The 4,323-nt window shown below is 55.7% G+C and carries 10 protein-coding genes and 1 tRNA gene; 10 read left to right on the top strand and 1 reads right to left on the bottom strand.

Going from position 1 to position 4,323, the window contains the following annotated elements; genetic code table 11:
• From O6929_05985 to O6929_05995, 3 genes are all read left to right on the top strand, one after another.
• Nucleotides 1-275, top strand: a 275-nt coding sequence (locus O6929_05985; protein MCZ6479936.1) for a hypothetical protein, incomplete at its 5' end; no start/stop codon positions are given.
• A gap of 120 nt (nucleotides 276-395) precedes the next feature.
• Nucleotides 396-641, top strand: coding sequence for a hypothetical protein (locus O6929_05990; protein ID MCZ6479937.1), 246 nt, complete (start codon nucleotides 396-398; stop codon nucleotides 639-641).
• Between the two features lie 63 nt (nucleotides 642-704).
• The gene (locus O6929_05995) at nucleotides 705-884 is read left to right on the top strand and encodes a hypothetical protein (protein MCZ6479938.1); all 180 of its coding nucleotides are present in this window, start codon (nucleotides 705-707) and stop codon (nucleotides 882-884) included.
• A 98-nt stretch (nucleotides 885-982) separates the two neighbouring features.
• Here the strand turns inward: O6929_05995 and O6929_06000 are convergent, their stop codons facing one another.
• Entirely contained in the window at nucleotides 983-1,291 is a 309-nt protein-coding gene (locus tag O6929_06000) for a GIY-YIG nuclease family protein (GenBank protein MCZ6479939.1), read from the bottom strand.
• 414 nt (nucleotides 1,292-1,705) lie between these two features.
• Between O6929_06000 and O6929_06005 the strand changes: the two genes are divergently transcribed.
• The 7 genes from O6929_06005 (at nucleotide 1,706) to O6929_06035 (ending at nucleotide 4,261) form a co-directional block, all read left to right on the top strand.
• Complete coding sequence (locus tag O6929_06005) at nucleotides 1,706-1,954, top strand: hypothetical protein (GenBank protein ID MCZ6479940.1); 249 nt, start codon at nucleotides 1,706-1,708, stop codon at nucleotides 1,952-1,954.
• A gap of 1 nt (nucleotide 1,955) precedes the next feature.
• The gene (locus tag O6929_06010) at nucleotides 1,956-2,156 is read left to right on the top strand and encodes a hypothetical protein (protein ID MCZ6479941.1); all 201 of its coding nucleotides are present in this window, start codon (nucleotides 1,956-1,958) and stop codon (nucleotides 2,154-2,156) included.
• 1 nt (nucleotide 2,157) lies between these two features.
• Nucleotides 2,158-2,373, top strand: a complete 216-nt coding sequence (locus O6929_06015) for a 6-carboxytetrahydropterin synthase (GenBank protein MCZ6479942.1) — start codon at nucleotides 2,158-2,160, stop codon at nucleotides 2,371-2,373.
• 288 nt (nucleotides 2,374-2,661) lie between these two features.
• Nucleotides 2,662-2,844 (top strand): plasmid partition protein ParG, encoded by a 183-nt coding sequence (locus O6929_06020; protein ID MCZ6479943.1) that lies wholly within the window; start codon nucleotides 2,662-2,664, stop codon nucleotides 2,842-2,844.
• 1 nt (nucleotide 2,845) lies between these two features.
• Entirely contained in the window at nucleotides 2,846-3,010 is a 165-nt protein-coding gene (locus O6929_06025) for a hypothetical protein (protein ID MCZ6479944.1), read from the top strand.
• Nucleotides 3,011-3,043: 33 nt separating this feature from the next.
• The gene (locus O6929_06030) at nucleotides 3,044-4,180 is read left to right on the top strand and encodes a site-specific integrase (protein ID MCZ6479945.1); all 1,137 of its coding nucleotides are present in this window, start codon (nucleotides 3,044-3,046) and stop codon (nucleotides 4,178-4,180) included.
• A gap of 4 nt (nucleotides 4,181-4,184) precedes the next feature.
• Nucleotides 4,185-4,261: transfer RNA gene (locus tag O6929_06035), tRNA-Arg, on the top strand.
• Nucleotides 4,262-4,323: the final 62 nt, after the last annotated feature.

The raw sequence follows: 4,323 nt of genomic DNA on the forward strand, positions 1-4,323 counted from the left end.
AAGTTTTCTTCATGCTTTTCGGCGGATTCATCGGCTATTTGATCGGAAATGTTAGAGGGCAGAAATACAGGCATGTAGTAGGATTCTTCACGGGTTGGATTGCTCGCCATCAAGGTGAGGGGATTCCAGTCCATTATGCCGAAGTTTATCACCCTATCACGGACATTACCTTTACGCTATCCCAAGCGGAGCAAGAGTTACTAAAAGACCCATATGAAAGGAGTCATCGCGGTTTGCCACCACTAGAAGAAGATGGCTTAGAAGAAGGAAAGTGAGGGGGAAGTGATGAACGAGCCAACGATGGAAACCCTGGCGCTGCGGCTGGACCGGGTGGAGCGGGAGAACCGACGCATAAAGCGGGCGGGACGAAGCAGGACAGTTAAACGAGGTTCGAGATGAAACACAAAATCTATAAAGGTCATCACATTGAAGCACGCTCAGTAGAGTATCGATCAGGGGGATGGCCGGCGGAGGCGGTGGTGACATGGCGAGAGCAAGGACATGCTCACACATTCCAATTTCACCACCCCGAGGGAACGGACCCCTTCCCGACGCAGGATAAAGCCGAGGCATACGCTATTGGCATGGCAACGCAATGGATTGACGGTGGGAAGCCAGGATTGAACGCTGAAGGCGGATAGGATCGGAGGGCTGAGCGATGGGGATGATCTACAAAGTCGACAAGACGTGGTGAGGCAAGTAACATGGCCGAGAAACTTGACCCATGCCAAGTCGTCACCTTCGAGGAACTTCTCCGCGCCTGTATGGTTGAGCAGGAGGCCCTCCATCGTGTGCTCGTGCGGAAGGGCTTGCTGACCAACGAGGAAGTGTTGGAGGAGATCAAGGCGGTACGGCGGGAGATGGAGGGGAAACGGGGGTGCTAGGGAGGAGAGCGATCCTCGACGGATGGTTTTACGAAAGAGTTGATATTTTGGATGGGTTGGGAAAGGTGGTACAACCGTAAGCGGATGGGTGTGGGAAACTAAACCTTCTTCCGAGCAAGCCGCCCTTTTTTTGCCCGCGGCATGGCCTTGATCCGCGCCTCCCGGACCAGGGCCTCGGACCGGGGCAGGCCGTTTTCCTCATAAAGCAGTTCGACCGGCAGGCGGGTCCGGGTGTAAGCGGCGCCCTTTCCCGCCTGGTGCTTCCTCAGGCGCTCCTGCACGTCCTTGGCGATCCCCGTGTAGTAGGTCCCGCCCCGGCAGCGCAGGATGTAGACCGACCATGTGCGCGCCTGCCGCCGGGGGTCCTCCGCCATCCGCTGGAGCATTCTCAAGTACTTCGGCTTCATGCCCGACCATTATAGCCGATTGAACATGCAAGGTCATGCCGCAAAACTGGGCCAGGCTGATTCAGAAGATCTACAAAGTGGACCCCCTTACGTGCCTCGACACAGTAAATTCAAAGAATCGGGTGTGCAGGACGCGGCAAAATATACCATTTCGTGACCCGAAAACGCAACCTATCTGCAACCGCCCTCCTCATTAAGGTCTATACCTGCGAACGCCACCTAGCCCGGATTATTCACATAGAAGTGAATAATCTGCCCTCCGGGCTTCGATAGCTTACCCTTGCAGGGGTCTACCGTTGTCTATCTACGTCCCACGATGCGAATGCTTCTACTCTCCCACGCGGGAGTCGTAGCCATTAATCGACCTTTGGCATAACCGTTGCACCACCCTCTTCGCAGCCCCTACGGCCCGCGATGGCTTTTTTCGTTTATTACAGGGGCGGCGTCTCTTCGGCGATTGCCGAAGAATCTCTCGAGTACACGCTGGCTAGCTACGTGGGTAAGAACGATATCTTCGTAGCGCGGTTCTGCAGTCTGCTGAGGCAATTATCGGTCAAATACGTCAAGAACAGGCAGCAGATCACAGACATGACGGTCAAGGCTCAGCAGATGCTTCGAGATGAAGGAGTTAGGGAGAAGATGCTTAACCTCATGGAGGCCTGACATGAGCGAACGCAGCTGCATAAATTGTCTCCACTGCAAAACCAAGAACGGGATACTCGCTTACTGCTCAAAGGACCACTGGGGCAAGGAGGACGGAAGCCCGAAGTACATCATGGCTTCCTCCCTCCCCGACTCGGTACAGGCGAAGAAAGTGGCGGAGTATTGTAAGGACTATGAGGATATGAGTGATGAAGATATGTAAAATGTTCCGCTTCGAAGCTGCACATTGCCTCGAAAACTGGCCGAAGGGTCACCAGTGTTATAGGTTGCACGGACATTCGTATAAAGTCGAGTTGATCTTCGACGGCACACCACTTCTCGTTAAAACCAACAAGCCTGGAGTGTTGATAGACTTCGGGGAAGTCAGTTCCACCTGGAGAGCTTCTTGGTCGCACGCTTCGTATATTCGTGAAGCATGAAGAGTATCAGGAGAAGGCAGCGGGCCTCTGCGGAACCTCTGGCCTGCTAATTGGTAATCAGATCCCCATCACCCTGCCCCAGCAAATCAACTCGTTCCGTGACCCTGCTACCACGGTGCTACCGGCATGATGCCCACTCGAGGCCCCAGTTGAAGGCTGACCAAGGCCGGGAAGGTCATCTGGAGCGCCCCGTAGAGGAAAGTAGCTAAGTCGTCTCCCCCCAAGAATCATCCCCTGACCATGCATTTTCCTCTTGATATTACAATATCATAGTATTATATTTTGAGTATGAATCCCAAACCCCAAAAGAAAGAGGAGCGAATCGTGCCTATGCCGGTGTATCTCCCGGAAGCTGACCACAAGGCCCTCCGCATTGCCTCCATTGAGGAAGGCCGGTCTGCCACGGACATCATCCGGGAGTTGGTGAGCGGGTGGCTCGTCAAACGAAAGCGGAAGAAGGGAGGTAAGTAGAATGGTGGCATTAAAGGAAGAAGAGTTAAGAAAACTCAGAGAAGCCACGCAGCTCCTTATTGAGGCACGCGCAGCTCTCGAAGGGGTTCTTGAGGATCTTGATGGGAACTTCAAGCACATTATTGGAGAAATGGATAGCGACGGAGCTGAGTCAGGGAGTACCTAACTAAACGCCAAAAAAGAAAGGGGGTGAAATGAGATGGGATGGTTATACCGACCGAAGCTTAGAAGTGGCAAGCTCAGTAGCAAGTGGTGGGTTAAGTATTACGTGAACGGGCGTCCGGTGCGGGAGAGCACGGGCACTGAGAAAGAGAGCCAAGCGCGCCGCTTCCTGAAACTGAGAGAGGGTGCTGTGGCGACCGGCGCGCCGATCCCGCCTCGGATCGACCGGATTATCTATGACGAGCTAGCTTCCGACTTGCGCCAGCATTACAAAACCACAGGGCGCCGTTCGATGGTGGAAGTGGAGCAGCGGCTCACACACCTGGACCGCTTCTTCCGTGGTCGCAGGGCCGCGAGCCTCGGGCCACCTGTCATTACTGCCCACGTGGCGCAGCGCCAAGCAGCGATGACACGTCGGAAGCAACTCACATCAAATCGAACCATCAACATCGAGTTGGCTCTGCTGCAGCGGATGTTCAGGCTCGCGTACAAGAACGGAAGGGTTTTGCGCGTTCCGCCGATCGAGATGCTCGAGGAGGCCCCGCCACGCCAGGGGTTCTTCGAACGGGACCAGTACGAGGCCGTGCGCCGCCGACTCAAGGAGGATATCCAGGTGGCCGTGGCCATCGGGCATACCTTCGGATGGCGCGTCCGATCCGAAGTGCTTACGCTCCGCCGTAGCCAGGTTGATCTCAAAGCCGGGACTCTGCGCCTTGAGCCGGGGACTACAAAGAACCGCGAGGGCCGCGTCGTCTATCTAACGCCTGAGCTCCGCACGGTCCTAACAGAGCAGCTCAATCGGGTAGATCGGCTCTCGAAGCAGATGGGGCAAATCATTCCTTGGGTGTTCCCGCATCTCTCGGGACGCTTGCAGGGAGAGCGGATCAGAGACTTTCGCAAGGCCTGGGAGACGGCGTGCAGAAAAGCCGGTGTGCCGTGGATGCTCGTACATGACTTCCGGCGTACCGCCGTGCGAAACATGGAGCGGGCCAGCGTACCGCGCTCGGTGGCGATAAAGCTGACCGGCCACAAGACCGAGAGTGTGTACCGGCGCTATGCGATCGTGAGCGATTCGGACCTCCAGGACGCTTCCCGGAGGTTGACGGGCACTTTTTCGGGCACGTCAGGGCAGGCGGGGCTTGACTCGCAGGCCATAAGTGTGCAGAATATCTGAGCATGCGCCTGTAGCTCAGACGGACAGAGCAACTGCCTTCTAAGCAGTGGGTCGGAGGTTCGAATCCTCTCAGGCGCGCCAGTCCAGTGGGTTCATGGTTCAGAGTTCATAGTTCAGGATGGCCCGGCACTACTTTATTTTTC

The sequence above is a fragment of the Candidatus Methylomirabilota bacterium genome (assembly GCA_027293415.1).
Taxonomy (GTDB): Bacteria; Methylomirabilota; Methylomirabilia; order Methylomirabilales; family CSP1-5; genus CSP1-5.

What these genes read in the sequence shown, in the direction of transcription:
- O6929_06010 (MCZ6479941.1), top strand. Translation starts at nt 1,956, where the DNA reads ATGAGCGAACGCAGCTGCATAAATTGTCTCCACTGCAAAACCAAGAAC.
- O6929_06020 (MCZ6479943.1), top strand. Translation starts at nt 2,662, where the DNA reads ATGAATCCCAAACCCCAAAAGAAAGAGGAGCGAATCGTGCCTATGCCG.
- O6929_06000 (MCZ6479939.1), bottom strand. Translation starts at nt 1,291, where the DNA reads ATGAAGCCGAAGTACTTGAGAATGCTCCAGCGGATGGCGGAGGACCCC.
- O6929_06025 (MCZ6479944.1), top strand. Translation starts at nt 2,846, where the DNA reads ATGGTGGCATTAAAGGAAGAAGAGTTAAGAAAACTCAGAGAAGCCACG.
- O6929_06005 (MCZ6479940.1), top strand. Translation starts at nt 1,706, where the DNA reads ATGGCTTTTTTCGTTTATTACAGGGGCGGCGTCTCTTCGGCGATTGCC.
- O6929_06015 (MCZ6479942.1), top strand. Translation starts at nt 2,158, where the DNA reads ATGTTCCGCTTCGAAGCTGCACATTGCCTCGAAAACTGGCCGAAGGGT.
- O6929_06030 (MCZ6479945.1), top strand. Translation starts at nt 3,044, where the DNA reads ATGGGATGGTTATACCGACCGAAGCTTAGAAGTGGCAAGCTCAGTAGC.
- O6929_05995 (MCZ6479938.1), top strand. Translation starts at nt 705, where the DNA reads ATGGCCGAGAAACTTGACCCATGCCAAGTCGTCACCTTCGAGGAACTT.
- O6929_05990 (MCZ6479937.1), top strand. Translation starts at nt 396, where the DNA reads ATGAAACACAAAATCTATAAAGGTCATCACATTGAAGCACGCTCAGTA.